The organism is Pseudomonas sp. RIT-PI-r (assembly GCF_001297015.1).
In the GTDB taxonomy this organism is placed as follows: Bacteria; Pseudomonadota; Gammaproteobacteria; order Pseudomonadales; family Pseudomonadaceae; genus Aquipseudomonas.
Window position 1 is genome coordinate 838,401 of sequence record NZ_LIGE01000025.1, and the last position, 21,765, is coordinate 860,165.

Annotated in this window: 19 protein-coding genes; 6 read left to right on the top strand and 13 right to left on the bottom strand. The window is 59.9% G+C overall.

Annotated features, from left to right (window positions below; translation table 11 throughout):
- The first annotated feature begins 95 nt into the window (after positions 1-95).
- A complete protein-coding gene (gene katG / locus AK821_RS15445; RefSeq protein WP_064390473.1) occupies positions 96-2,366 on the top strand; it encodes a catalase/peroxidase HPI in 2,271 nt (756 codons plus the stop codon).
- A gap of 457 nt (positions 2,367-2,823) precedes the next feature.
- Here katG and pepN read toward each other — a convergent pair whose 3' ends face one another.
- The 6 genes from pepN to AK821_RS15475 are packed head-to-tail and all read right to left on the bottom strand — an operon-like array spanning position 2,824 to position 9,339.
- Entirely contained in the window at positions 2,824-5,481 is a 2,658-nt protein-coding gene (gene pepN / locus AK821_RS15450; protein WP_064390474.1) for an aminopeptidase N, read from the bottom strand.
- Positions 5,482-5,491: 10 nt separating this feature from the next.
- Entirely contained in the window at positions 5,492-6,322 is an 831-nt protein-coding gene (locus AK821_RS15455; RefSeq protein ID WP_007919231.1) for a DUF2797 domain-containing protein, read from the bottom strand.
- Entirely contained in the window at positions 6,319-6,579 is a 261-nt protein-coding gene (locus AK821_RS15460; RefSeq protein ID WP_007919229.1) for a YeaC family protein, read from the bottom strand. The genes AK821_RS15455 and AK821_RS15460 overlap by 4 nt, the downstream gene beginning before the upstream one ends.
- A gap of 32 nt (positions 6,580-6,611) precedes the next feature.
- Complete coding sequence (locus tag AK821_RS15465; protein WP_064390475.1) at positions 6,612-7,481, bottom strand: rhomboid family intramembrane serine protease; 870 nt, start codon at positions 7,479-7,481, stop codon at positions 6,612-6,614.
- A complete protein-coding gene (locus AK821_RS15470) occupies positions 7,478-8,449 on the bottom strand; it encodes a metallophosphoesterase (RefSeq protein WP_064390476.1) in 972 nt (323 codons plus the stop codon). The genes AK821_RS15465 and AK821_RS15470 overlap by 4 nt, the downstream gene beginning before the upstream one ends.
- The gene (locus AK821_RS15475) at positions 8,449-9,339 is read right to left on the bottom strand and encodes an NAD(+) kinase (RefSeq protein ID WP_003224174.1); all 891 of its coding nucleotides are present in this window, start codon (positions 9,337-9,339) and stop codon (positions 8,449-8,451) included. The genes AK821_RS15470 and AK821_RS15475 overlap by 1 nt, the downstream gene beginning before the upstream one ends.
- A gap of 115 nt (positions 9,340-9,454) precedes the next feature.
- Here AK821_RS15475 and AK821_RS15480 point away from each other — a divergent pair, with 115 nt between their 5' ends.
- Positions 9,455-10,405, top strand: coding sequence for a DUF1853 family protein (locus tag AK821_RS15480; RefSeq protein WP_064390477.1), 951 nt, complete (start codon positions 9,455-9,457; stop codon positions 10,403-10,405).
- Between the two features lie 183 nt (positions 10,406-10,588).
- Here the strand turns inward: AK821_RS15480 and AK821_RS15485 are convergent, their stop codons facing one another.
- Both AK821_RS15485 and AK821_RS15490 read right to left on the bottom strand, forming a co-directional pair.
- Complete coding sequence (locus AK821_RS15485; RefSeq protein ID WP_064390478.1) at positions 10,589-11,872, bottom strand: arsenic transporter; 1,284 nt, start codon at positions 11,870-11,872, stop codon at positions 10,589-10,591.
- Between the two features lie 169 nt (positions 11,873-12,041).
- Complete coding sequence (locus AK821_RS15490; protein ID WP_064390479.1) at positions 12,042-12,599, bottom strand: NADPH-dependent FMN reductase; 558 nt, start codon at positions 12,597-12,599, stop codon at positions 12,042-12,044.
- A 183-nt stretch (positions 12,600-12,782) separates the two neighbouring features.
- On the opposite strand from AK821_RS15490, the gene AK821_RS15495 reads away from it, so the two are divergent.
- Together AK821_RS15495 and AK821_RS15500 are read left to right on the top strand one after the other, a co-directional pair.
- Entirely contained in the window at positions 12,783-13,013 is a 231-nt protein-coding gene (locus AK821_RS15495) for a hypothetical protein (protein ID WP_064390480.1), read from the top strand.
- 85 nt (positions 13,014-13,098) lie between these two features.
- A complete protein-coding gene (locus tag AK821_RS15500; RefSeq protein ID WP_064390481.1) occupies positions 13,099-13,992 on the top strand; it encodes a LysR family transcriptional regulator in 894 nt (297 codons plus the stop codon).
- Here the strand turns inward: AK821_RS15500 and AK821_RS15505 are convergent.
- From AK821_RS15505 to AK821_RS15525, 5 genes are all read right to left on the bottom strand, one after another.
- Positions 13,958-14,572 (bottom strand): GNAT family N-acetyltransferase, encoded by a 615-nt coding sequence (locus AK821_RS15505; protein ID WP_064390482.1) that lies wholly within the window; start codon positions 14,570-14,572, stop codon positions 13,958-13,960. The two genes, AK821_RS15500 and AK821_RS15505, sit on opposite strands and share 35 nt — an antisense overlap.
- Before the next feature lie 14 nt (positions 14,573-14,586).
- Positions 14,587-16,842 (bottom strand): Orn/Lys/Arg decarboxylase N-terminal domain-containing protein, encoded by a 2,256-nt coding sequence (locus AK821_RS15510; protein WP_064390483.1) that lies wholly within the window; start codon positions 16,840-16,842, stop codon positions 14,587-14,589.
- Positions 16,843-17,045: 203 nt separating this feature from the next.
- On the bottom strand, positions 17,046-17,804 hold the full coding sequence (dnaQ, locus tag AK821_RS15515) for a DNA polymerase III subunit epsilon (RefSeq protein WP_008088528.1): 759 nt from the start codon (positions 17,802-17,804) through the stop codon (positions 17,046-17,048).
- 175 nt (positions 17,805-17,979) lie between these two features.
- Positions 17,980-18,450 carry a ribonuclease HI gene (rnhA, locus tag AK821_RS15520; RefSeq protein WP_064390484.1) on the bottom strand — a complete coding sequence of 157 codons (471 nt, stop codon included), beginning with the start codon at positions 18,448-18,450 and terminating at the stop codon, positions 17,980-17,982.
- A 91-nt stretch (positions 18,451-18,541) separates the two neighbouring features.
- On the bottom strand, positions 18,542-19,300 hold the full coding sequence (locus tag AK821_RS15525) for a methyltransferase domain-containing protein (RefSeq protein ID WP_064390485.1): 759 nt from the start codon (positions 19,298-19,300) through the stop codon (positions 18,542-18,544).
- A 66-nt stretch (positions 19,301-19,366) separates the two neighbouring features.
- Between AK821_RS15525 and gloB the strand changes: the two genes are divergently transcribed.
- Together gloB and AK821_RS15535 are read left to right on the top strand one after the other, a co-directional pair.
- Positions 19,367-20,134 carry a hydroxyacylglutathione hydrolase gene (gene gloB, locus AK821_RS15530; RefSeq protein ID WP_064390722.1) on the top strand — a complete coding sequence of 256 codons (768 nt, stop codon included), beginning with the start codon at positions 19,367-19,369 and terminating at the stop codon, positions 20,132-20,134.
- A 99-nt stretch (positions 20,135-20,233) separates the two neighbouring features.
- Complete coding sequence (locus tag AK821_RS15535; protein WP_064390486.1) at positions 20,234-21,697, top strand: transglycosylase SLT domain-containing protein; 1,464 nt, start codon at positions 20,234-20,236, stop codon at positions 21,695-21,697.
- The last annotated feature ends 68 nt before the right edge of the window (positions 21,698-21,765 follow it).

Here is a 21,765-nt window from a genome sequence, read left to right on the forward strand (position 1 = left end):
AGTCGGCCTATTAGCTGACTCTCCAAGTCGGGTCTAGCCTTACTAGTCCGAAGTCGGCACGAGCCGGCCGTAGCAGACCTGATAAGGACCCGAACATGGCAAACGAATCGAAATGCCCGTTCAACCACGCCGCCGGTGGTGGTACGACGAACCGTGACTGGTGGCCGAATCAACTCAACCTGAAAATCCTCAGCCAGCACTCGCCCAAGTCCGACCCGCTGGGCAAGGATTTCGACTACGCCAAAGCCTTCAAGAGCCTGGATTTCCAGGCGCTGAAACAAGACCTCACCGCATTGATGACCGACTCTCAGGACTGGTGGCCGGCCGACTTCGGGCACTACGGCCCTCTCTTCGTGCGCATGGCCTGGCACAGCGCCGGCACCTATCGCACCGCCGATGGCCGTGGTGGCGCCGGCTCCGGTCAGCAACGCTTTGCGCCGCTGAACAGCTGGCCGGATAACGTCAGCCTCGACAAGGCCCGCCGTCTGCTGTGGCCGATCAAGCAGAAATATGGCCGTAACATTTCCTGGGCGGATCTGATTGTCCTCACCGGTAACGTCGCGCTGGAATCGATGGGCTTCAAAACCTTCGGCTATTCCGGTGGCCGTGCCGATGTCTGGGAACCGGACGAGGACGTTTACTGGGGTTCGGAACACGAATGGCTCGGCGGCGACAGTCGCTATGGCAAGGACAAGGCGCCGATGCAGGAGCCCGGTGACGGCACACTGGTGGCCGAGCCGGACTTGCACGGTAAAGAGGAAAGCCGCACCGATCAGGGCGAACGCAATCTGGAAAACCCCCTCGCCGCCGTGCAAATGGGCCTGATCTACGTTAACCCTGAAGGTCCTGAAGGTAATCCGGACCCGGTGGCCTCGGCCCACGACATCCGCGAAACCTTTGGCCGCATGGCCATGAACGATGAAGAAACCGTGGCACTGATCGCTGGCGGTCACGCCTTCGGTAAAACCCACGGCGCCGGCCCTGCCGACAACGTCGGGCCTGAGCCGGAAGCGGCCGGCCTCGAAGAACAAGGTCTGGGCTGGCGCAATGCGTTCGGCACCGGCAAGGGCGCCGACACCATTACCAGTGGCCTCGAAGTGACCTGGACCACCACACCAACAAAGTGGAGCAACAACTACCTGGAAAACCTGTTCGGTTTTGAATGGGAACTGACCAAAAGCCCGGCTGGCGCCCACCAGTGGATTCCGAAAAATGGCGGCGGTGCCGGCACCGTTCCGCATGCCCATGATCCGAACAAGAAACTCTCGCCCACCATGCTCACCTCTGACCTGGCGCTGCGCTTCGACCCCGCCTACGAGCAGATCTCGCGGCGCTTCCTCGCCAATCCCGACCAACTGGCCGATGCCTTTGCCCGCGCCTGGTACAAACTGATCCACCGCGACATGGGCCCGCTGTCCCGTTACCTCGGCCCGGAACTGCCGAGCGAAGAACTGCTTTGGCAGGATCCGATTCCAGACGTCACGCACCCGCTGATCGACGACAGCGACGCTGCGGCACTGAAAAGCAAAATCCTTGAGTCGGGCCTATCCGTTTCGCAACTGGTCTCGACGGCTTGGGCGGCACTGTCAACGTTCCGTGGTTCGGATAAACGCGGTGGCGCCAATGGTGGTCGTCTGCGTCTGGCACCGCAGAAATTCTGGCAGGCCAATCAGCCTGAGCAGTTGGACAAGGTGCTGAGTACGCTTGAAGGGATTCAAAACGAGTTCAACGGTGGTGCCGCCGGCAAGCAAGTCTCGCTGGCGGATCTGATCGTGCTCGCAGGCAACGCTGGCATCGAACAAGCGGCGAAAAACGCCGGGCATTCGGTGTCTGTCCCTTTCACACCGGGCCGCACTGATGCTTCTCAGGAGCAAACCGATGTCGAGTCCTTCGCTTTCCTCGAACCGATTGCCGATGGCTTCCGTAATTACAGCAAGGCCAAGTACACCGTTTCTGCTGAAGCGCTGCTGATCGACAAGGCGCAACTGCTCACCCTCACTGCGCCGGAAATGACTGTGTTGCTCGGTGGCTTGCGGGTGTTGAACACCAACGTCGGGCAATCCCGTCATGGTGTTTTCACCAGCCAGACTGAAGCGCTGACCAATGACTTCTTCACCAACCTGCTGGACATGGGGGTGGAGTGGAAACCGACTTCACGGGATGCGGATGAGTTTGAAGGGCGTGACCGCAAAAGCGGGAACGTGAAATGGACGGCGACAAGGGTTGATCTGGTGTTTGGTTCCAATGCGCAACTGCGGGCGTTGGCCGAGGTGTATGCCAGTTCGGATGCGAAGGAGCAGTTTGTTAAGGACTTTGTTGCGGCGTGGACGAAGGTGACGAATCTGGATCGGTTTGATCTGAAGTAATTTTTCGGGAAATGAAAACGCCGCATTGGTTAATGCGGCGTTTTTTTGTGCGTACGGCTTAGGGAGTTGTGTTGATGCATAAATCTTACCCCCTCACCCCAGCCCTCTCCCCCAAGGGGGCGAGGGGGAAAGGGAGCAGATCGGGGGCCGTTCAAAACCTGAGTTCGACTCGGACTTTCAGGTCGGCGTACAGCGCAAAGACACCTCGGTCAGTCCCCTCTCCCACTGGGAGAGGGTTAGGGTGAGGGGCCTTTCAGATTCTGAGTTCGACTCCGGACTTTCAGGTCTGCGTATAGCGCAAAAACACCTCAATCAGTCCCCTCTCCCTCTGGGAGAGGGTTAGGGTGAGGGGCTTTTCAGATTCTGAGTTCGACTCGGACTTTCAGGTCGGCGACAGCGCAAAGACACCTCGGTCAGTCCACTCTCCCACTGGGAGAGGGTTAGGGTGAGGGGCCCATCAAGCCAGGCTCTTGCTCACAACCTCATACACATCACTCGACAACTGCCCCGACGCCCGAATCCGCTCCAGCTCGCCTTTCATCAACGCCTGACGCGCATCGTCATATTTGCGCCAGCGCGTCAGCGGTGCCAATTGGCGAGAAGCGATTTGCGGGTTGAACCCGTTCAACTCAATCACCAGATCCGCGAGGAAGCGATAACCCGAACCATCCGCCGCATGGAAGTTGATCAGGTTCTGCCCGGCGAACGCGCCGACCAGCGCACGCACCTTGTTCGGGTTCTTGATGTTGAACGCTGGGTGCTGCATCAACGCTTTCACGCGCTCCAGACCGCCTGGCAGAGTGCTGCCGGCCTGCACGCTGAACCACTGATCCATGACCAGCGGGTTGTCCTTGAAGTGCTCGGCGAAACTGGCCAGCGCCAACGCCTTCTGCTCTTCGAACGGTGAGTTGACCAGTACCGCCAGCGCAGTCAGGCGCTCGGTCATGTTGTCGGCCGCTTCGAACTGCTCCAGCGCCGCCGCCAGTACTTCCGGCTTACCACTGAGCATCAGATAAGACAGCGCAATGTTCTGCAGCGCGCGACGAGCAAAGTGCTCGGCCTCGGCCACGTACGGGGTTTTCTTCGACAGGTCGCGGTTGGCCTGATAACGCAGCCACAGCGCCTCGAACAACCCTTCGGCCAATTGCTTGCGTGCGAACTCACGGGCGATATGGATCGCATCGACGTCAGCCACTTCGCTGATTTCAGTGAGGTACGCCTCACCTGGCAGCGAGAGCATTTCAGCGACCATCGCCTGATCCAGCGATTCGTCCGACAGCACCGTACGCAGTGCCGAGACCAGGCGCGGATCAAGCTTCAGGCTCTCGCCCTTCTGCTGCTGGCCGATCAACTCTTGCAGGACCTGCACCGACAGTTGCTGACCGGCATCCCAGCGGTTGAAGCCGTCGCTGTCGTGCTGCATCAGGAACATCAATTGATCGCGGTTGTACGGGAAGCTCAGCTTCACCGGCGCCGAGAAGCCGCGCAGCAGCGATGGCAGCGGCTGTTCGGCGATGTCAACGAAGGTAAACGTCTGCTCGGCTTCGGTCACCGAGATCACGCGGGTGGTGCCTTGCGCCACTGCTTCGCCGCTCAGACGCAGGGCAATCTCGTTGCCTTTGCTGTCGAGCAGGCCGAGTTCGACTGGAATCACGAACGGCAGTTTTTCAACTTTGTCCGGGGTTTCCGGGCAGCTCTGGCGGAAGGTCAGGCTGTAGGTTTTCGCGGCGGCGTCATAAGACTCGCTCACTGCCAGACGCGGTGTACCGGCCTGGCTGTACCAGCGCTTGAATTGGGTCAGGTCGACGCCGTTGGCATCTTCCATCGCTTTGATGAAATCGTCGCAGGTGACCGCTTGACCGTCGTGACGCTCGAAGTACAGATCGCTGCCCTTGCGGAAGCCTTCGGCGCCGAGCAAGGTGTGGATCATGCCGACCACTTCCGAACCCTTTTCGTACACGGTCAGGGTGTAGAAGTTGGAAATCTCGATGAAGCTGTCCGGACGCACGGCATGGGCCATGGGACCTGCATCTTCAGCAAACTGGTGAGTCCGCAGGTACGCCACATCCTGAATGCGCTTGACCGTGGCCGAGTTCATGTCGGCGGAGAAACCGGAATCGCGGAATACGGTGAAGCCTTCCTTCAGCGACAGCTGGAACCAGTCGCGGCAGGTCACGCGGTTGCCCGACCAGTTGTGGAAGTATTCGTGCGCGACGATCGCTTCAACGCGCTGGTGCGCGGCGTCGGTCGCGGTTTCGGCGCGGGCCAGTACGGCGCTGGAGTTGAAGATGTTGAGGCCTTTGTTCTCCATCGCGCCCATGTTGAAATCGTTGACGGCGACGATCATGAAGATGTCCAGATCGTACTCGCGACCGTAAACCTCTTCGTCCCAGCGCATCGACTTCTTCAGGCTGGTCATCGCGTGCTGGCACTTGTCGATGTTTTCCGGCTCGACGTAGATGCGCAATGCGACGTTGCGGTCGGTCATGGTGGTGAAGCTGTCTTCAACGCACCACAAATCACCGGCCACCAGCGCGAACAGGTACGCCGGTTTCATGAACGGATCTTCCCAGGTTGCCCAGTGCCGGCCGTCTTCGCCCGGGCCCGAGGCGATCGGGTTGCCGTTGGAGAGCAGCACCGGATAGCTGTGCTGCTCGGCGACCACGGTGGTGGTGAACTTGCTCATCACGTCCGGGCGGTCGAGGTAATAGGTGATCTTGCGGAAACCTTCCGCTTCGCACTGGGTGCAGAACATCGTGCCGGACTTGTACAGGCCTTCCAGTGCGGTGTTGGTTTCCGGGTGGATCTTGACGCTGGTGTCGACCGTGAACGTTTCCGTGGTCGGCTGCAGGGTCAGATGGTTCTCGGACAATTGATAGTCAGCAGCGCCAAGCTCTTTATCGGCCAGGGTCACCGAGAGCAACTCCAGTTGCTGACCATCGAGCACCAGCGGTGGCAGGCCCGGGCCACGGGCCGGGTTGCGGCGCATCACCAACTGCGCGTGTACCAGGCTGTGATCCTCGAACAACTCGAAGGTCAGGTGTGTTTCGTCGATCAGGTACTCGGGCGCCTGATAGTCCTTCAGATAAATCATCTTCGGTTGTTCGGTGCGCATGCTGAAGTCCTTATTGATGCACGGCGAGCTGATAAGCCGTGTACTTGCGAATGTTGATCACGCCGGTATCGAAGATCAGGTACTGGCCCTTGATCCCTAACAGGGTGCCTTCGGCAATCGGGTTCTTGTCCAGGTTGAAGCTGACGATTTTGGCCGGGTATTGCTCGACCGGATAGCGGATTTCGAGAGGTTCTACATCGGCAATCGTCTGAATAGCTTGTAGGCCGAATCGCTCCTGCAAACCTTGCAGGCCTTCGGCGCAGCTTTCAAATAACTGGTCACGCACCTGCGCCAGATCCACCGCCGCCGCATCGCCCTTGAGCAATGCACGCCAGTTGGTTTTGTCGGCCACTTGGCTGCGGAACAAATCTTCGACGAAGCCCGATTGCTGCCTTGTCGACACCCGCATGATCGGCAACGCCTGACACGCACCCTGATCGATCCAGCGCGTCGGCAGTTGCGTTGCACGAGTGATGCCAACCTTGATGCCCGACGAATTGGACAGGTAAACCACGTGATCGGTCATGCAGAACTGCTCGCCCCACGCCGGATCGCGGCAGGTGCCGGCGTCATAGTGGCAACGCTCCGGGCTCATGATGCACAGGTCGCACTGCGCCAGCTTGGTCATGCACGGGTAGCAATAGCCCTGACTGAAACTGGTTTTGGTCTTGCGCCCGCAATGGGTGCAGTGGATCGCCCCCAGGTATTCCAGACGCACCGTGGTGCCGATCAACGGGTTGACCGGCACCTCGACGTCATCCAGACGAAACGCGTATTGCACGTTCGGCCCGTCAAGGCGCGCCGACATTTTGCTGATTGCACCGCGGCCAATCTCGATCAATGGATGGCATCCGACTTGAACAGGATGTTCGGCACTTCGATCGACTTCGATGCACATTCCTGCGGGCCCATGTAACCGGTGCGCTGGTCTTCAGGCAGATTCTGGATTTCCCAGGCGATCATCGCCTGCAGCGACAGCTCGCGCTGTTCGGCGGTGAGCTTGCCACCGTCGGACCACTTGCCGATTTCCACGGCCAGTTTCAGGCTCTCGTAGATGTCCGGGGTGATGTTGTTGATCATGTCGTTAAAAGAGGACATCAGGGTCTCCGTGCTCTTTATCTGCTGAAAATTTAGGCGGCCAGTTTACGGCGGTTATACAAACCGCCCAACAAACCGGTGAAGCATCCGATGAGTAACCCGCCGACATGGGCGGCGTTGGCGATTTCGCCGAAGCCGATCATCGAGATCAGCCCGGACATGCACACCAGCAGCCACACCAGCATCATCACCAGCACGCCGCGCGGCAGGCGATAGGCCGGGTTCGGCGACAGCAGCTGGAAGATCCAGCAATGTCCGAGCAAACCGTACAGCACGCCCGACAGGCCGCCAAACAAGGTCGCGCCGCTCCAGACAAACTGCGCGTAGTTGGACACCAGACTGAACAGCAGTGTCAGGCCGATCAGGTTGATGCTGCCCTGACGCGACTCGATGCGCCGGCCCAGCTCCCAATACCACATGCCGTTCATGGCCAGGTGCAGGATGCCGAAGTGGATCAGCATCGGCGTGACCAGACGCCACCACTGCCCCGCCGCCAGACTGTCGGCCAACGGCACGAAATGGATGTATTCACCAACCACCTGAAAATCGAGGAAGGTCAGCCAGCGCAACGTCTGCAGGTTTTCGCCGAGGTAGGTCAAGCCGCCGACAATCAGGCACAACAGCAGAATGAAACCGGTGGCTTTGGCGTACTTCAATTGCTCAGCGAAGCTTGGGCGCTTGAGGGTCTGCGCAACAGGGATGTCCAGTTGCTGATCAGGATCGCCGGCCGGGAAGCGTTCGTACAGCGAACGCACGTCTTCGCTGATCTCCGACGGCGCCCACAACACCTGTTCGCCCGCCTCTTCGCTGACCCGATGCGGGACCTGCATGCGTTGCAGCAGTTTGACGAAACCGCTCAAGTCCACCGCCAATGGCAGACGCAATACCGCTACCGCACTCATTGCAGCACCTCCGGCCGCTCGACATCGACCCAGACAAATTTATGCGGATCCAGACGTGTTTCCTGATCCAGACGATAAGCGACCAGTTTGCCGTAGAGCACCGCGCTGTAATCCAGACACGCAAGGTTCGGGCGGATCGGCGCCGGTTTGCCGCTGCGCCAATAGTGGCCGACGAACAGCAATGGCTCGTCGACGCCGTAGCGCAGCAGGGTGTTTTTTTCGCTGGAGGTCAGCGGTTTCTGCGCCACCGGTTCTGGCAGAGCATCAGGCTGGAAGACAATGTCGCCGTAGGTTTTCGGGTCGTCTTCCCAGAACTTGGTGCGGAAGAACGAACGCACCAGGCCATCGCCACTGGTCATGGTCAGACCATCCGGCAGGCGCATGTCGGTGCCGCGTAACAGACGATCGAACACGGTGCAGGCGAAACTGCCGGGCACGGCGGACGCCTGAAGAAAGTGTTCGTCAATGCAGCCATTAGCGAATTGCGCGCGCAACGGCTCGATCAGACCGGCATCCCAACAGGCATGCACAACACGGAAGCGTCCGGCGTCAACAAACAGCGGCAGCTCATAGAACCAGCGCTGAAAATCATGCCAGTCGCCAGGATGGTCTTCGAACTGGGTCAGGGTTTCGTGCAGCAGGCGTGCGTGGCGCGGCGTGTGTTCGCGCACGAACTGCTTGCCGCTGCCCGGTGGCGCCGGGGTGCTCCAGCCGAGGGCGTTGAATTCGTGGTTGCCCATGATGCACAAGGCCTGACCGGCCTCGACCATGTCATGGACAATATGCAGCGCCTCGCGAATGCGCGGGCCACGGTCGATGATGTCGCCGACGAACACGGCCATGCGCGATGGATGCCGCCAGACCCCGCCCTGCTTGTGGTAACCGAGTCGGTCAAGCAAGTGTTCGAGGGTCAGGGCGCATCCGTGCACGTCACCGATCAGGTCATAACTGCGCGCGGGATCGAGCATCAGTCGCCTCCACCACCCAGCTTGCTGCCCCAGCCGAGCTTGGTGCGGCAGACTTCGTAGTAGTTGTGGTCGAGCGGGTGAATCAGCCGCAGCTTCTGCGCTTTCTTGCTGACGGTGATGGTGTCGCCCGGCGCGCAGGTGAAGTGGTTCTGCCCGTCGCAGGAGACTTGCGGGTAAATCTGCATGTTTTTCGACACGACGATTTTCAGCTCACTGTTGCCATCGACCACAATTGGCCGGCTCGACAACATATGGGGGTACATCGGCACGATCACAATGGCATCGAGCTTGGGATGCATGATCGGCCCGCCGGCAGACAGCGCGTACGCGGTAGAACCGGTCGGTGTCGCGACGATCAGGCCGTCGGCCTTCTGGCTGCAGACGAACTGGCCGTCGATGTACAGCTCGAACTCGATCATCCGCGTCGATTTGCCGGGGTGCAGCACCACGTCATTGAGCGCATCGCCCTGACCGATGGCCTCGGCATGCCGGCGCACTTCGGCTTGCAGCAGGAAGCGGTTTTCCACCAGGTAGTGGCCGTCGAGCACCTTGGCGACTTCGACTTCCAGCTCATCCGGGCGAATGTCTGTCAGAAAACCGAGGCTGCCACGGTTGATCCCCAGTACCGGAATATTGTGTTTGGCCAGCGCCCGCGCAGCGCCGAGCAGACTGCCGTCACCGCCGACGACGATGACCATGTCGCAGACTTCGCCGAGCATCTTGCGCGACGAGGTTTGCAAGCCGTGGCCCGGCAGGACTTCGGCGATGGTGTCTTCGAGGATCACATGCAGGTGACGATCGAGCAGAAAGCGTTTCAGTCGGCGGACGGTATCCAGCACCTGGGAACTGCCCAGGCGACCGATGATGCCGATATTACGAAATTGCTCCATGGGACCTCTGCGGACAATCGAAAACGCGAAAAACCCGATTATGGGCGAAAGCGCCAGATAGACAAAATCCTTTCAGCCTCAAGGGTGCGCTCGTGTTTACGGCTATGCTCGCAAGATGATCCTATTTCCAGATTTGCTCCAGTTGCCTCACCAATTACGCCACCCGGAAGTGCGCGATCTGGCGTGGGTGATCCTCGCCCCTCCGATGCTCGCCACCACACCGTGGCCGCAGCGTCATCCGCTGGCCGGCAGCGATTGGGTGGCCGACCCTGAACGTCTGGAGCACTGGTTGCGTCAGCTCGACCGTGACAGTTATGGCTTGCTGCATTGGTTGTCGCAGGCACGCACGCGACGTCTGGGCCTGTATTACGAACGACTTTGGCAGTTTGCCGTGGAGCATGCGCCGGGCATTGAGCTGATTGCCGCCAACCTGCCGATCCGCCGCGAGGGCCACACACTTGGCGAGCTGGACATGCTTCTGCGTGACCGCGATGGCGTGCATCACCTGGAATTGGCGATCAAGCTCTACCTCGGCCCGCAGAATGGCGACGGTCGTGATCCAGCGCAGTGGCTGGGGCCGGGTTGTCATGATCGGCTCGATCGTAAACTGGCGCATCTGGCCGAACATCAGTTGCCGATCTCGGCGCGCGCGGAAAGCCGTGAGGTGTTGGCGGCGCTGGATATCGAGGTGTTCAGCGCGCAACTGTGGTTGGGCGGCTATTTGCTGTACCCGTGGCCGGGGCAGTCCGATTCACCGAATGGTGCACATCCGCAGCATTTGCGCGGCAGTTGGTTGCATCAGAAGGATTGGCCAGCGTTTGTCGCACAACGCCCGGCCGGGCGCTGGCAACCCCTGCCCCGGCATGCCTGGCTGGCACCAGCGCATTATCCGGCGGATCAGACCTGGACTTTGGAGCATTTACGGATGTGGCTGGAAGACCTCGAGCCGCTAGCCCCGGCGCAGTTGATGGTGCGCCTGACCGAGAATGCGCGGGGGGAATGGGAAGAGGCTGAGCGGTTGTTTCTGGTATCGGATCTTTGGCCGAATGTACCCGGCCAGGCCTGAGATTTTGTATTGCCTGTACCGGCCCCATCGCTGGCAAGCCAGCTCCCACAGGTTTCGTGGTGCGGCCCAGGTAGTGAGCCACCACAGAGCTAGTGGGAGTTGGCTTTGTGGTGTGGCCCAGGTAGTGAGCACACAGAAAATCCCTGTGGGAGCTGGCTTGCCAGCGATTGGGGCCGAATTGGTCTAGAGCGAAAGCCGCAAAGCCAAAGCCGCCAACGTCACCAACAACACCGGCACCGTCAGCACAATCCCGACCCGGAAGTAATAGCCCCAACCAATGTGAATCCCCTTGCGCTCCAGCACATGCAGCCACAACAACGTGGCCAGACTGCCAATCGGGGTAATCTTCGGCCCCAGATCGCTGCCAATCACGTTGGCATAGATCATCGCCTCCTTGACCACCCCGCTCGCCTGACTGGCGTCAATCGACAACAAGCCAATCAACACCGTCGGCAAGTTATTCATGATCGACGACAGCAACGCCGTCAGCACCCCGGTGCCCATGGCCGCGCCCCACACGCCGTGCCCTGCGAAGACATCCAGCCAACCGGCCAGATACCCGGTCAGCCCGGCATTGCGCAGGCCGTAGACCACCAGATACATGCCCAACGAGAAAATCACGATCTGCCACGGCGCTTCTTTCATCACCTTGCGCGTGGAAATCTTGTGGCCGCGCGCGGCGATACCCAACAGCAGCGCGGCGCACACGGCGGAAATCGCGCTGATCGGAATGCCCAGCGGTTCAAGGGCAAAACAGCCGATCAACAGAATCGCCAACACCGCCCAACCGGCATAGAACGTGGCTTTGTCGTGGATCGCGGTTTCTGGGAGCTCAAGCTGCTCCGGGTCGTAGGCCTTGGGAATGTCGCGACGGAAGAACCACAGCAACATGCCCAGCGTCGCCGCCACGCTGACGAAGTTGACCGGCACCATTACCGCCGCATAACGGTTGAAGCCGATGTGAAAGAAGTCCGCCGAAACGATGTTGACCAGGTTCGACACTACCAGTGGCAGGCTCGCGGTGTCGGCGATAAATCCTGCACCCATCACGAATGCCAGGGTCGCGGCCGGGGAAAAGCGTAGCGCCAGCAGCATCGAAATCACGATCGGCGTGAGAATCAGCGCCGCGCCGTCGTTGGCAAACAACGCCGACACCAGTGCGCCAAGCAGCACCATAAAAGCAAACAACTTGCGCCCGCTACCCCGCCCCCAACGCGCCACGTGCAGCGCCGCCCAATTAAAGAACCCGGCTTCGTCGAGCAGCAGGCTGATAATGATCAGCGCGACAAAGGTGCCGGTGGCGTTCCAGATGATTTGCCACACCAACGGAATGTCGCTGAGATGAACGACGCCGAAAATCAGCGCCAGGATTGCGCCAAGCGTCGCACTCCAGCCGACGCCGAGGCCTTTGGGTTGCCAGATGACAAGGGTGATGGTCAGCAGGAAAATCAGTGACGCAGCGAGCATCCGCAACAGCCTTCAAAGAGTGAGGTAAAAAGGCCACGACGAGTGCCGAGCCAGAAAGATAACCTGTGGGAGCGAGCCTGCTCGCGAAAGCGCACTGTCAGTCGCCATTGATGCAACGGCTGACGACGCCTTCGCGAGCAGGCTCGCTCCCACAGGGGATTCGGTGAAGTTACTTCTTGTGTTGCTCTACGAATTGTCCGTACGCATTGATAAAACTCTGCAGAAAAGGTTTCACCGTTTCGCTCAACTTGCCCGCCTCATCAAACGCCGAGCCCGCGCCGCCCAGATAAGCCTCCGGCTGCTGCATGCACGGCACATTGAGAAACACGAACGACTGGCGCAAATGCTGGTTGGCGCCGAAACCACCAATGGCACCGGGCGAGACACTGATCACCGCCCCCGGCTTGCCACTCCAGACGGCCTTGCCATAAGGCCGCGAGCCAACGTCGATGGCATTCTTCAACGGCGCCGGTACTGAACGGTTGTACTCGGGCGTGACAAACAGCACCGCGTCGGATGAACCCACTTTTTCCCGGAAAGTACTGTAGGCTGCCGGCGGTGAATCACCGTCGATGTCTTCGTTATAAAGTGGCAGATCGCCTATCTCGACAATCTCAAGCTTGAGGTTCGCCGGGGCCAGCTCCGCCAGCGCCAGGGCGACCTTGCGATTGATCGATGCTTTGCGCAGGCTACCGACCACTACCGCGACGTTGTAGACATTGCTCATGGAAGACTCTCGATTGTCCGTGGGAGGAGCGAGTAGTTATAGATGATTCGGTGACGATTCCACCAGCACCCGAGGGAAATTCCCGCGTGTTGATTATTTTTTTCCTGTAGGAAAACTTACAGGCCTTGATGGCGGTCTACCAAGCCGCAAATCAAGCGTTTTATCTCCAGAGGTTCTAAGCAGATGGCAGCAGTACTCGTCGGTCAGTTCCATGCAAGAGATGCGGAAGGCCGCGTTTATTCCGTGCATGAGTTCCAGGAATCCAACCCGTCGGTAGACGGTTCCACTGGTTCGGAGCCTATTTACAAACTGGCCATTGGCGATCGCGTCAACAAGGTCAACGAGAACGAGTTTCTCCTGGTTCAGTCAGGGATCACCCTGATCCGTGAGCCTGAGCCAACCGTCGCTTCATAACTCATCGTTATGAGCAGAAGTCATATGCGCAGACTTGGGGTAGGATTCAGCCACTGACCCCACCTGCTGAACATGGACTTCACGCATGCGTTTACGTCATATCGAAGTGATCCAGGCGCTCTTGCAGACCGGTCACCTGGGCACCGCCGCCGAATGGCTGCAGTTGCCGGTGGCCGAGGTCGAAGAGCGTTTGCGCGAAGCCGAGAGTCAGTTGGGGTTCATGCTGTTCGCCAGCGTGCGCGGGCGCCTGCAATCGACGCCCGAAGCGCGGGCATTGCAGGTCGAAATCGCCCACGTCTACGACGCGCTGGAGCCAGTGCAGCGTTTGGCCAGCAGTCTCAAGCAATACCTCGCCCCGCCCCTGCGCATCATCGGCACCCCACCGCTGGCGCAACAATTACTGCCACAAAGCCTCGCCGCCCTGCGCCGACGTCTGCCGGATGCGCCGTGCAGCCTGCTCAGTGCACCGACCCGCGACATCGTCCGTAACCTGTTGCTGCGCGAAAGTGATCTCGGTCTAAGCCTGCACGACCCCGAACATCCCGACATTGATTGCCAGCCACTGGCCCAGGGCAAGTTGCAATTGCTCGCGCCTCATGGCTGGCTACAACCGAAACAGAAATACATTTCCCTGCAGGATCTGGCCGGTCAGGCCATGGTCGGCCTCGAAGGCCAGGACCCACTGAGCCCGGCGCTGGAAAACAAGCTCCAGGCCCTGCGCCCCGCACCGAGCATCCAGACCCGCGTGCAAACCCATCAGATGATGCGCAGCATGGTCGAGGCTGGCGAAGGCCTGGCCATCGTCGACCCGTTCACTGCACTGGGCGCACGCTCTGCCGGGCTGGATGTCTGCCCGCTGTCGCCGGCCGTGCCGATCAGCCTGTACGCCCTGACCTTCAAGCACGCCGCGCCATCAGCGGCGATTCAGACGCTGCTCACCATCGTTACGGAACAAGCCGAGGCGATGCTGGCGAGCTGACGGGACTCTCCAGCGGATTATCGAACAATCGATACCAGAACAGCGCTACTTCGGCGGTGTTCGGATCAATACCGCGATAGCGCAACTGGTCAATACCACCAATCACATAACCGCAGCGCTCGTACAATCGACAGGCACCGAGGTTGTTGTTCTGGGTTTCGAGCATGATCCCCGGCAGCTTTTTCTTGCGACTCCAGAACTGCGCGACATCCAGCAACGCCTTGGCCACGCCATGCCGCCGCGCCGGCGCGTGCACCGCCAGCTCATCGATATGCGCAAAGCCATTCCAGTTGGTACTGATCACCAGATGACCGACCGGTTCATCGTCCAGATAGGCCATGAAAATCGCGCTGTCAGGCGCATCACGGTAACTGCTGAACTCCTCGGGGTCGATGCCGTAGCACTTGCGATAAGGCACGATCGGCGTCACCGGCCACTGCTCGACCGCTTTGCCAATCACCGCTGCGCCGTAGGCTGCGACCTCGAAGCTGAAGTCGCTGCCCCAGATATAAGGCGCAAAACCTTCGTCAGCGACACGCACCGACAGCCCTGGGTATTTTGGATTCATGACCGGTTGCATACTCGGAAAAGTCCTCATTCCTTGACGCAATCGACGGTGTAATGCCGCCCATTGCCTTCGTCTTCGTGTTGCAGTCCATGCACATCAGCGACAAAACCGGGAAAGCTGCTATCGAACGTGCGGGCAAATTTCAGGTAATCGATGATCGAACGGGTCGCCTCGGTGAAGCGTTCGCCAGGCATGATCAACGGAATCCCCGGCGGATACGGCACCAGCATCACCGCAGCGATCCGCCCTTCCAGCGCATCGATCGGCACCGCCTCGACTTCGCCGCGCACCAGATGATCGTAAGCATGTGCGGGTTTCATGGCGATCTCGGGGAGCACGGTGTACATGCGTTTGAGGTGTTTGGCCGTGGCATTGCTGCGGTAACAGGCATGCAGTTGATCGCACAAATCGCGCAACCCCATGCCGCGATAGCGCCCGGCATCTTCTTGGGCGACGCAAGGCAGACAGCTTTCCAGACGCACGTTGGCGTCGTAGCTGCGCTTGAATTCCAGTAATTCAGTCAGCAGCGTGCTCCATTTACCCTTGGTAATGCCCATCGAGAACAGTACCAGAAAGGAATACAGGCCGGTCTTCTCGACCACCAGCCCGCGCTCCCAGAGGAACTTGCTGACCACCGCCGCCGGAATGCCCTTGTCGCTCAGCGCTCCGCCGGCATTGAGGCCCGGCATTACCAGCGTGACCTTGATCGGATCGAGCAAGACGTAATCGTCACTGACTTCACCAAAACCATGCCAGTCGGCATCCGGTTGCAGTAGCCAGTCCTCTGTCTGTACGCGGTCAATGCCTTCGACGCCCGGCGGCTGCCAGATCGAAAACCACCAGTCATCGGCAGCGATATGCTGGCGCAGATTGGCCAACGCACGGCGGAAGCTCAGCGCTTCATCAAAGGTTTCCTGCAACAGTGAGCGCCCGGCCGGGCCTTCCATCATCGCCGACGCCACATCCAGCGAAGCGATGATGCTGTACTGCGGCGACGTCGAGATATGCATCATGAACGCTTCATTGAACCGATCGCGATCCAGTTGCCGCGCACCGCCGTCCTGCACATGAATCATCGAGGCCTGACTGAATGCCGCGAGCAATTTGTGCGTCGAATGGGTGGTGAACACCAGCGGGCTGTCTTCGCTGCGTGAGGTGGCCATGCCATAGCGTCCGGCGAAGAACTCGTGAAACGCCGCGTAGGCATACCAGGCCTCGTCGAAATGCAGCACTTCAACGCTGTTGCCGAGACTTTGCTTGATCAGCTCGGCGTTGTAACAGAGGCCGTCGTAGGTCGAATTGGTCACCACCGCGAGTTTGACTTTCGGCGCACGCCCCTTGGTCAGCGGGCTGGCGTCGATCTTCGCCTGGATCGATTCGCGACTGAACTCGCTCAGCGGAATCGGGCCGATGATCCCCAATTCATTGCGCTCCGGGCACAGGTACAACGGGATCGCGCCGGTCATGATGATCGCGTGCAACACCGACTTGTGGCAATTGCGGTCGACCAGCACCAAGTCATCGCGCGCGACCATCGAGTGCCAGACGATCTTGTTGGCGGTCGAGGTGCCATTGATCACGAAAAAGGTGTGGTCAGCGCCGAAATTGCGCGCCGCGCGCGCCTCGGCTTCGGCGAGCGGCCCGGTGTGATCGAGCAGCGAACCCAGCTCCGGCACCGACACCGACAAATCCGAACGCAGGGTGTTTTCGCCAAAGAACTGGTGAAATGCCTGCCCCACCGGACTCTTGTGATAAGCCACACCGCCGCCATGACCGGGGGTGTGCCAGGAATAATTGGAGTCCGCCGTGTGCTGCACCAGGGCCTTGAAAAACGGTGGCAGTAAACCATCCAGATACTTGCGCGCCGCCCGCGCGACTTGCCTGGCGAGAAACGCCACGGTGTCTTCGAACAGATAGAGAATGCCACGCAGTTGGTTGAGCTCGGCCATCGCGTCGGCAGGGGCGTTTTCCAACGTGACTTGTTCACCCAAGGCAAAGATCGGCAGTTCCGGCGCACGCACCCGCGCCAGGCCGATCAGTTCGGCCATGTTCTGCAACAGATGGGAATTAGTGCTGGCGTCCTCGGCAGCAATCAGCATGCACGCGAGGCCATGATGGGTCGACGCCACCAACCGACCTTCGGCGTAGTCGGTAGCCGAAACGATACTGAAACCTTCCTGCTCCAACTCCCGGGCAATGCCACGGATACGGTCACCGGCGACCGTGTCGGCCTTGATATCGCGATGGACGATCAACACCGGGAACTTCAAATCTTTGTACATGGGGCTCAGTGTCCTGAGGCGGCAGGTTTACAGCTGCCAATGCACTCAGGGTAGAGGGTTGCAGCGAATGTGGCGAGGGTGGCCAGTTGGCTTCATGGCGTCATAAGCAAAAGATCGCAGCCTGCGGCAGCTCCTACATTGGAATGTGATCCCCTGTAGGAGCTGCCGCAGGTTCGGGCCGCGATCGGACGATCTTTTGATCTTCAGGCTTGGGCGTCGGCTTCGGCGATCTGCGTCCATAACGCCGGGCCACCGGCAGACTTGGCAATAATCTCCAACCGCACCAGATGCGCCGCCAACTCATCTTCAGTCGCACGAATGATTCGCGCAGGCTGACGATCTGCCGGCAAACGACGAATCTCGGTCGCCGAGTTGTCCGCACCCTCGCCCGAGCCATTACCGTCCGATGCATTGCCCGCCAGCGACAGGCTGGTCTGGCCACCGGTCATGGTCAGGTAGACGTCGGCGAGAATCTCCGAGTCGAGCAAGGCGCCGTGCAGTTCACGGCCGGAGTTGTCGACGCCATAGCGTTTGCACAATGCATCGAGGCTGTTGCGCTGCCCCGGGTGACGTTCCCGGGCCATCATCAGGGTGTCGAGGATCGAGCAGTGCTGCGTGATGTCAGCGCGATCCTTCTGCCCCATCAAGGCGAATTCGTTGTTGATGAAACCAACGTCGAACGCCGCGTTGTGGATGATCAGCTGCGCGCCCTTGATGAATTCGAAGAACTCATCGGCGACTTCGTTGAAACGCGGCTTGCCGACGAGGAATTCGTTGGTGATGCCGTGAACACCGATGGCGCCTTCGTCACTTTCGCGATCCGGTTGCAGGTAGACGTGAAAATGCCGGCCCGTCAGGCGCCGACCGATCAGTTCGACACAGCCGATTTCAATGATCCGGTGACCATCGGTCACCGGCATGCCGGTGGTTTCGGTATCGAGTACAACGGATCTGGTGGCCATCAGTGTTCAGCTCTCAACGGGTCGATCTTGCAAAAAACGCGGATGTTAACACGCGTATTTCTGAGTTAGCGCGTCATCATTCATCGCGAGCAGGCTCACTCCTACAGGGAAATGCATTCCAATTGTAGGAGTGAGCCTGCTCGCGATTGGGGGCACCATGGTGCAACGGAGGGAATCAGGTCTGTTTGTAACCGCGCACTTCATCCACCCCACGGTTGGCCAACTGGTCCGCCCGCTCGTTACCGTGATGACCAATGTGCCCACGCACCCATTTCCAGGTGACCTTGTGGCGGTTGACCTGCTCATCCAGCTCTTTCCACAGATCAGCGTTTTTCACCGGTTCTTTCGCAGCGGTTTTCCAGCCGCGTTTCTTCCAGTTGGCCATCCACTCGTTGATGCCCTTCATCACATACTGCGAGTCGGTCACCAGCAATACTTCGCACGGCCGCTTCAAGGCTTCCAGGCCGCGAATCGCGCCGAGCAATTCCATGCGGTTGTTGGTGGTGTTGGCTTCGCCGCCCCACAGTTCCTTTTCAACGCCCTTGCACACCAGCAAGGCGCCCCAGCCGCCCGGGCCAGGATTGCCTTTGCAGGCACCGTCAGTGAACAGCTCTACGGTGTCGACGCTTTCAACGCTTTCGCTCATGCCACTCTATCCAGAATAAATGCCTGCCTCGCCGATCACGGATCGACGATGGCCCGGGCCGGGACATGCCCGGCCACAAGTAAAAGAAGGTTTACGGTTCAATGCGGCGGCGATTGACCTTGGCCATCGGCAGCGGAATCAGCTTGCCCATCGGCTCGCGGCGCTCCTGACGCAAGGGTCGCAAGCCAACCACGATCTTGCGCGCCACCAATAAATAGAAGCCGCCGCCCGACAGTTGCCAGTCACCGGCCTTGCGTTCCCAGCCGGCCAAGCGGGCCTGCCACTTGGGTGACGCGAGCGGCGGACGATAGCACCCGAAGCGGCGTTTCTCCAGCGCAAAGCCCAGCAGATTGAGCCAGTCGGCGACCCGTGACGGCGAGATGCAGCGCGCCTGGCGCAAGGCGTCATGGGCGAAAACATGGCGTAAACCCCACGCGCTCCACGGATTGATGCCGATGATCAGCAAGTGCCCGCCGGGGCGCACACTGCTTGCCGCTTCACGCAGCAAACCGTGGGGCGACAGGCAGAAATCCAGACCGTGCTGCATCACTACCACGTCAGCGGCGTGCTCGCTCAGCGGCCAGGCTTGCTCTTCGCAGACAATCTCGACGCCCGGCAACGGCGCGCCAAGACGCACATTGCGCTGCACCTGCGGCGCCGCCGGCGGGGTTTCGGCCGACGGCCCGTAATGCACCAGATAACCGCCGAAGAACCGGCCCAACTCGTCTTCGAGCATGCGCCGCTCTTCATCGAGCAGAAATTGCCCGAGCGGGCCGGACAGCCATTCACGGGCTGCGCCGATCAGGGCCAGCCAGTCAGGATCAGCCTGTGCGAACGCTTTATCACTCATCGCATTCTCCAAAGCGCCAGGAACTACTAAGATGCGCCAATGTTTTCCGCTTGGCGAATTCCGACGATGATACAGATCAGTGCCCTGCCCGCGTTCACCGACAACTACATCTGGTTGTTACAGGATCACCGTACCCAACGCTGCGCGGTGGTCGATCCGGGCGATGCCGCGCCCGTGATGGCATGGATCGAGGCCCATCCGGGCTGGGTCTTGAGCGACATCCTGATTACCCACCATCACCATGATCACGTCGGCGGCGTCGAACGCCTGAAAGCCGCGAGCGGCGCGACTGTTTACGGCCCGGCCAGCGAAAGCATTCCGGGGCGCGACGTCGCGCTCAAGGACAACGATACCGTCAGCGTGCTTGGCTGGGACTTCGCTGTCCATGCGGTGCCCGGTCACACTTTGGGACACATCGCCTACTACCATCACGGTCTGCTGTTCTGCGGCGACACCCTGTTCGCCGCCGGTTGCGGGCGACTGTTCGAAGGCACGCCGGAACAGATGCACCACTCGCTCAGCCGTCTCGCCGCGTTACCGGAAGATACGCTGGTCTACTGCACCCATGAATACACCCTGAGCAACCTCAAGTTCGCCGCCGCCGTCGAGCCGACGAACCCGGACATTGCCGCCCGTCTGGAAAAAGTCACCCGACAACGGCAGAACGGCGTCATGACCCTGCCTTCGACCCTGGCCCTGGAAAAGCTCACAAATCCGTTTTTGCGCACCAGTGAAACATTAGTTACACAAAAAGTGGACGAACGGGCAGGCGCTCAAAACCGGGCGCCGAGTGAGGTATTTGCGGCTCTGCGGGCATGGAAAGATAAGTTCTAAGCACCCTCTTGCCTGGTACAAAAATTCTGAATGGTTGACCGCAAGGGGTGCGCTTTCTAGAATCGCCCGACATTTTTGCCCGGAACTTACTTCCAGCCAATGTCGTCATCCATACGTAAGTCCGTCAATTCAGACGCATTGACCCGCCTGGCGCAAGCCATCGCGGTGGCTGTGTCCGCCACGCTGGCGGGCTGTTCCAGCCATGCTCCGCAGACTGAAGCGACCCATACGCCGAACATTGCTGCGCGAGCCAAGCAGAAGCCGATCTGGCTGACCGAGAAGCCCAGCCCACAGGTTCCCCAGGATATCTGGGAACGCATGCGCCAGGGCTTCCAGTTGCAGGAAGGCCTCGGCGTAAATCCGCGCATCGAGCAACAGCGCCTGTGGTTCGCCAGCAATCCCTCTTTCCTCGAGAACGCCGGCGAACGCGGCAGTCTCTATATTCACTACATCGTCGAACGCCTCGAAGAACGCAACATGCCGCTGGAACTGGCCCTGCTGCCAGTGATTGAAAGCGCCTACAACCCGATGGCCTATTCGCGCGCCGATGCTGTCGGGCTGTGGCAATTCATTCCGTCCACCGGGCGTTACTTCAACCTGCGCCAGACCCGTTTCTATGATGGCCGTCGCGACATCACTGCCTCGACTACGGCCGCGATGGATTACCTGACTCGCCTGCACGACATGTTCAACGGCGACTGGTTGCTCGCCCTGGCCGCGTACAACGCCGGCGAAGGCACGGTCAGCCGCGCGATCGAACGTAACGAAAAGCTTGGCCTGCCGACCGACTACTGGAACCTGCCGCTGCCGGCGGAAACCCAGGCGTACGTGCCGAAGCTGCTGGCATTGTCGCAAGTGGTGCTGGCGCCAGAGGCCTACGGGGTCAACCTCAACCCGATCGCCAACGAACCGTACTTCCAGGTCGTCGAAATCAACCAGCGCATGGACCTGTCCAAGGTTGCCGCGGTGGCGAACATCGACGAAGACGAACTGTTCCAGCTCAACCCGGCGTTCAAGCAGCGCACCACCATCGACGGCCCTCAGCATCTGCTGGTGCCAACGTCGAAGGCGCAACTGCTGACCGCCAGCCTGCAGACCATGCGGCCTGACGAGCTGATCAGCCCGCGCTCGCTGAAGCCGGTGTTCGAGGGTGCCGATCCTTCCGAGGTGGCAAAACTCAAGCGCGCTTACCGCGTGAAGCGTGGCGACAACCTCGGCTCCATCGCCAAGGCCAACAAGGTTGAAGTCAAGGATCTGCAGCGCTGGAACAAGCTGACCGGCAAGAACCTCAAGGTCGGCCAGACCCTGGTGATGCAGGACAACACCAAGCGTGCGCCGGCTCGCAAATCTGGGCGCGTCAACACAGTGATTGCGGCCAACAGCAAGAACAAAGGCAAGGACGACAGCGCGCAGCAGACCCAGTACAAGGTCAAGCGCGGCGACACGCTGTACGTGGTGGCCAAGCGTTTCAACGTTGAGATGCAGCATCTCAAGCGCTGGAATCCGGGTGCGGGTAAAGCGTTGAAGCCGGGGCAGATGCTCACGGTTTATCAGCCGCACTGATCGAAGAGCCCCTGAGTTTGCAGGGGCTTTTTTTTGATCACGTTTTTGTGGTGTGCTTTAGATCCATC

Excerpts from the sequence above, each read along its gene's own strand:
- katG (WP_064390473.1), top strand. The coding sequence starts at position 96 with ATGGCAAACGAATCGAAATGCCCGTTCAACCACGCCGCCGGTGGTGGT.
- pepN (WP_064390474.1), bottom strand. The coding sequence starts at position 5,481 with ATGCGCACCGAACAACCGAAGATGATTTATCTGAAGGACTATCAGGCG.
- AK821_RS15460 (WP_007919229.1), bottom strand. The coding sequence starts at position 6,579 with ATGTCCTCTTTTAACGACATGATCAACAACATCACCCCGGACATCTAC.
- AK821_RS15465 (WP_064390475.1), bottom strand. The coding sequence starts at position 7,481 with ATGAGTGCGGTAGCGGTATTGCGTCTGCCATTGGCGGTGGACTTGAGC.
- AK821_RS15470 (WP_064390476.1), bottom strand. The coding sequence starts at position 8,449 with ATGCTCGATCCCGCGCGCAGTTATGACCTGATCGGTGACGTGCACGGA.
- AK821_RS15475 (WP_003224174.1), bottom strand. The coding sequence starts at position 9,339 with ATGGAGCAATTTCGTAATATCGGCATCATCGGTCGCCTGGGCAGTTCC.
- AK821_RS15480 (WP_064390477.1), top strand. The coding sequence starts at position 9,455 with ATGATCCTATTTCCAGATTTGCTCCAGTTGCCTCACCAATTACGCCAC.
- AK821_RS15485 (WP_064390478.1), bottom strand. The coding sequence starts at position 11,872 with ATGCTCGCTGCGTCACTGATTTTCCTGCTGACCATCACCCTTGTCATC.
- AK821_RS15490 (WP_064390479.1), bottom strand. The coding sequence starts at position 12,599 with ATGAGCAATGTCTACAACGTCGCGGTAGTGGTCGGTAGCCTGCGCAAA.
- AK821_RS15495 (WP_064390480.1), top strand. The coding sequence starts at position 12,783 with ATGGCAGCAGTACTCGTCGGTCAGTTCCATGCAAGAGATGCGGAAGGC.
- AK821_RS15500 (WP_064390481.1), top strand. The coding sequence starts at position 13,099 with ATGCGTTTACGTCATATCGAAGTGATCCAGGCGCTCTTGCAGACCGGT.
- AK821_RS15505 (WP_064390482.1), bottom strand. The coding sequence starts at position 14,572 with ATGCAACCGGTCATGAATCCAAAATACCCAGGGCTGTCGGTGCGTGTC.
- AK821_RS15510 (WP_064390483.1), bottom strand. The coding sequence starts at position 16,842 with ATGTACAAAGATTTGAAGTTCCCGGTGTTGATCGTCCATCGCGATATC.
- dnaQ (WP_008088528.1), bottom strand. The coding sequence starts at position 17,804 with ATGGCCACCAGATCCGTTGTACTCGATACCGAAACCACCGGCATGCCG.
- rnhA (WP_064390484.1), bottom strand. The coding sequence starts at position 18,450 with ATGAGCGAAAGCGTTGAAAGCGTCGACACCGTAGAGCTGTTCACTGAC.
- AK821_RS15525 (WP_064390485.1), bottom strand. The coding sequence starts at position 19,300 with ATGAGTGATAAAGCGTTCGCACAGGCTGATCCTGACTGGCTGGCCCTG.
- gloB (WP_064390722.1), top strand. The coding sequence starts at position 19,367 with ATGATACAGATCAGTGCCCTGCCCGCGTTCACCGACAACTACATCTGG.
- AK821_RS15535 (WP_064390486.1), top strand. The coding sequence starts at position 20,234 with ATGTCGTCATCCATACGTAAGTCCGTCAATTCAGACGCATTGACCCGC.